Below are 4,051 nucleotides of genomic sequence, written 5' to 3'. Positions count from 1 at the left end.
GCGCCCCCCACCGCGCTGAGGGTCGCCAGTCCGACGATCGCTGCGGCTACCAGCTTGTGGGCGCCGGATTTCGACACAAACGAGGGATCAAATTTCAAGACTGCGCGTCCTTTGACTGTTGTCGACGTTGTCCGTCGAACTGCCTCTCCTTGAACCGAGGCCTCCGAGCAGGCTAGAAAACGGTGGCGGCTTTGTCCAACCAACCGACGTCCAACCAACCGACGTCCAACCAACCGACGTCCAACCAACCGACGTCCAACCCAGGATGGTTCCTCACCCGTGACGCACCTCCACGCCAGCGTGCACACTTGTGGAATGCAGACATGTGACTTCACGGCCGTTGCCGTGCCCGCAACAGCCCTGCCCGCACCCCGGTTCTTGCTCCGGACCCAGACATCGACGTCACGGTGCCCGGAGTGATCGTTCCGCGCCGTCCGCTGACCAGCCTCTCTGATGTGCGCGCGTTTTTTCACACCAACACCGTGCCCCTGTACTTCATCTCGCCGACCCCGTTCAACCTGCTAGGTATCGACCGCTGGGTACGGAACTTTTTCTACCTGAACTATTTTGACTCTTTCGAGCGCTCTCACCCGCGCGTGTTCGTACCCCGGCGGCGCGACCGCAGGGACTTCGACTCCATGGGGGACGTGTGTAATCACCTCCTGTCCGATCCTGAGACACTCGAGTTCATCGCCGACCGAGGGCCCGGCGGCAAGGCGTGCTTTGTGATGCCTGACGAGGAAACCTCGGCCCTCGCGCGCCAGGCTGGGCTGGACGTGATGGAACCTCCCGCAGAGTTGCTCCACCGCCTGGACTCCAAAGTCGTGATGACGCGCCTGGCAGAGGAGGCGGGCGTGCCGAGCGTGCCTCACGCGATCGGGCGGGTCAGCTCCCACGACGACCTGCTGAGGCTGGCGCACAACGCAGGGCTGGGCGACGACCTTGTCATTCAGGACGCCTACGGCGATGCCGGCAGCGGGACATTCTTTGTGCGCAGTGAAAGCGACTGGCGCGATTGCGCCGCTGACCTGGCCGGACAGCACGAGATCAAAATCATGAAGCGGATCCGCAATGTCGAGGTGTGCCTCGAGGGCACCGTGACCCGGTACGGCACGGTGATCGGCCCCGCGATGACGAGTCTCGTTGGTTACCCGGAGCTGACTCCCTACCAGGGCAGTTGGTGCGGTAACGACATCTGGCACGGGGTGCTGCCACCGGCACGGACGCGCGCCGCACGGGAGATGGTGCGGAAGCTGGGCGATGTCATGAGCCGCGAGGGGTACCGCGGCTACTTCGAAGTAGACCTCCTGCACGACCTGGACTCCGACGAGCTCTACCTCGGCGAGGTGAACCCCCGGCTTAGTGGCGCCAGCCCGATGACCAACTTGACCACCGAGGCTTTCGCCGATGTGCCGTTATTCCTGTTCCACCTGCTCGAGTTCATGGGCGTGGAGTACGAACTCGACATCGACGAGATCAACTCGCGCTGGGAGCGAGGTTACGGCGAGGACGAGGTCTGGGGCCAGGTGATCATCGCGGAGACCTCGCCGGATGTCGAGCTCTTCACTGCGACGCCCCGCACCGGTGTGTACCGCCTCGATGAGGCGGGGCACGTCTCCTTCGCGCGGCACGCCAATGACTGGGACTCGGTGACTGACGAGTCTGAGGCTTTCTACATGCGGGTGGCCGCGCCTGGCGACTTACGCTGCGAGGGTGCCCAACTGGGCGTGCTGGTCACCCGCGGGCACCTGCAGACCGCTGACTACCAACTCACCGAACACTGCCGGCGCTGGGTCAATGGCATCAAGGCAAAGTTGGCCTCAGCACCCCTGGCGCCAGCCTCACCGATCGTCTCACGGCTTGTCGCGCGGGCGTGATCGGCGGCGAACCCGGCCGACTCCCGGCCGGCATCTCACTGAGCAACTGGCTCTCGGAACCCTATGCGCATTGGTCTTTCCAGCATGTCGAAGACGTGGTGCCGACCGCGGTAATCCCACGGGGGATCGAACCGGCGGCGGAGTTGCTCGCAGCCAACGCTCCGGTGGCCGACATCCCGGTGATCAGCACTGCCGGGGTGGCCACCACCGTTGGCGCGGTGCTGGCCAGCAGCGATACCGATGGGTGGGCCGTAGCTTCCCGGGGCAAGCTGGTGGCCGAGGAATACTGCAACGGCCTTGGGTCCGCAACCCGACACCTACTGTTTTCGGTGAGCAAGTCGCTGGTGGCCGCCGTCGTGGGGGCGCTGCACGGGGCCGACGCGATCGACCTCGACGCGCCGGTCACGGCATTCGTCCCGGCCTTGGCGAACTGCGGCTACGCCGGCGCAACGGTGCGCCACCTGCTGGACATGAGGTCCGGTATTGCCTTCTCAGACGACTACGGTGACCCGGCTGCGGAGATACACCTCCTCGATCAGGCGATGGGGTGGGCGCCCAGGAGCAGTGCGGACGTTCCCGGCACGCTGTACGACTTCCTGCTGACCCTGCACAGGAAGTCCGCTCACGGCGGACCATTCGAATACCGCTCGTGTGACACCGATGTACTCGGCTGGATCTGCGAGGTCGCCGGCGGTCGGCGGATGCCCGAACTGATGTCGGAGTTGCTGTGGCGACCCATCGGTGCCCAATGCGACGCGACGATCGGCGTGGACGCGGTCGGCACCGGAATGTTCAATGGCGGCATCAGCGCCTGTCTTACCGACATGATCCGATTCGGGTCGCTGTTCTTACGGGACGGTGTCTCGTTGACCGAGCAGCAGGTGGTGCCGGCGGCATGGATCGCCAACACCCTCGACGGCGGGCCCGACTCTCGTCAGGCGTTCGCCGCCAACTCCGACGACGCCGGGATGCCCGGCGGGATGTACCGCAACCAGGTGTGGTTCCCATACCCGGGCAGCGACGTCCTACTGTGTCTGGGCATGTGTGGCCAGATCATCTACGTCAACCGTTCCGCCGAGATGGTGGCCGCGAAGTTGTCGAGCCAGCCGCACACCTACGGCCCGCACGTTCTGCTGGACACGTTGCGCGCCTTCGATGCGGTGGCCCGGCACACGAACTGACGGATTTGTCCCACACTCGTTTTGGTGATCGTTGCGCCGGACGATCAAGGGCGCTCGAAGTGTTGGTAGTCGATAGGAGTCGTCCAGTCGCCGCCCCACTGCCAACCACGATCGGTGAAGGCCAGTACGGCGGGGTCACCTGGGTGGAGTAACCCGGGATCGATGCGGCCGCGGTCCAGATACGCTGCGGCGTTTGCCGGTTCGAATCCGCCGGCGCTGTCGATGAACGGATTGAGAAGCGGGTTGAGGTCGATAGCCCGGCCGTAGGCGTGTTGAGACCAATTGTCGGTTCCCGGGATGCCCCGACAGTTGAAGCCAGAAGTGTTGTTGTCCCGCATCGACAGTTCATCTTCGGCGCCCGGATAGTGGTCGACCGTCTGGACCTTCTCGATGGGATATCGCAGTTCGTAGAGCTTTTCGAAGACCGCGATCACTTCGGGCACCAGGTCGCGGTTCACGATGAGCGCGCCGCGGTGGGTCTGGCCGTCAAAGCCGACGTGGTCGACCTGAACCCGCCGCAGCTGCTCCGGCCCGACCGGGCAACCCGGGCGCCAGCTCGTGCCGAGTTCCGCGGCGGTCACCGGGGAGACAGTCGCCGCGGCAGGTTCTGGTGCTACCGGAGTAACAGCTCGCGACGACGGCACCGATGGCGCCGAGGGTACCTGCGGTGCCGTGGCAGATGCTGGCGACACGGCGGCTGGAGGTTGGGGCGCGGAGGTGCACTGCACCAACACGGCAGCAGCCGCGGTCACTATCGCCAGGACGGTAACCGGTCTCCCGGAGAGCGGCGATCTGCGGTGAGTTGTCACGGCTTGCTTGTACACCCACTCGATCGTCACGGGCAAGTGTGAGGACGTGATCGATGACTGGACAGCCACATCACGGGACGCGGCATGGGCGCCGCCCCGGTCACGCCGGCCGGACCACCGGAGTCGGCACTGGTCGGCGGCGGTCCCCCCAGGCGCCGTCGCGTAAACTTGCCTGATGCGGCTC

At 65.2% G+C, this 4,051-nt stretch carries 3 protein-coding genes; 2 read left to right on the top strand and 1 reads right to left on the bottom strand.

Going from position 1 to position 4,051, the window contains the following annotated elements:
- Positions 1 to 395 precede the first annotated feature (395 nt).
- Both ACPGXI_RS17770 and ACPGXI_RS17765 read left to right on the top strand, forming a co-directional pair.
- Entirely contained in the window at positions 396 to 1,877 is a 1,482-nt protein-coding gene (locus ACPGXI_RS17770; protein ID WP_526655316.1) for a biotin carboxylase, read from the top strand.
- Entirely contained in the window at positions 1,877 to 3,058 is a 1,182-nt protein-coding gene (locus tag ACPGXI_RS17765; RefSeq protein WP_526655314.1) for a serine hydrolase domain-containing protein, read from the top strand. The genes ACPGXI_RS17770 and ACPGXI_RS17765 overlap by 1 nt, the downstream gene beginning before the upstream one ends.
- A gap of 44 nt (positions 3,059 to 3,102) precedes the next feature.
- Here ACPGXI_RS17765 and ACPGXI_RS17760 read toward each other — a convergent pair whose 3' ends face one another.
- The gene (locus ACPGXI_RS17760; RefSeq protein WP_526655312.1) at positions 3,103 to 3,813 is read right to left on the bottom strand and encodes a M15 family metallopeptidase; all 711 of its coding nucleotides are present in this window, start codon (positions 3,811 to 3,813) and stop codon (positions 3,103 to 3,105) included.
- Positions 3,814 to 4,051 lie beyond the last annotated feature (238 nt).

The organism is Mycobacterium sp., assembly GCF_049608025.1.
In the GTDB taxonomy this organism is placed as follows: Bacteria; Actinomycetota; Actinomycetes; order Mycobacteriales; family Mycobacteriaceae; genus Mycobacterium.
This window is presented reverse-complemented; position numbering and strand designations above follow the sequence as displayed.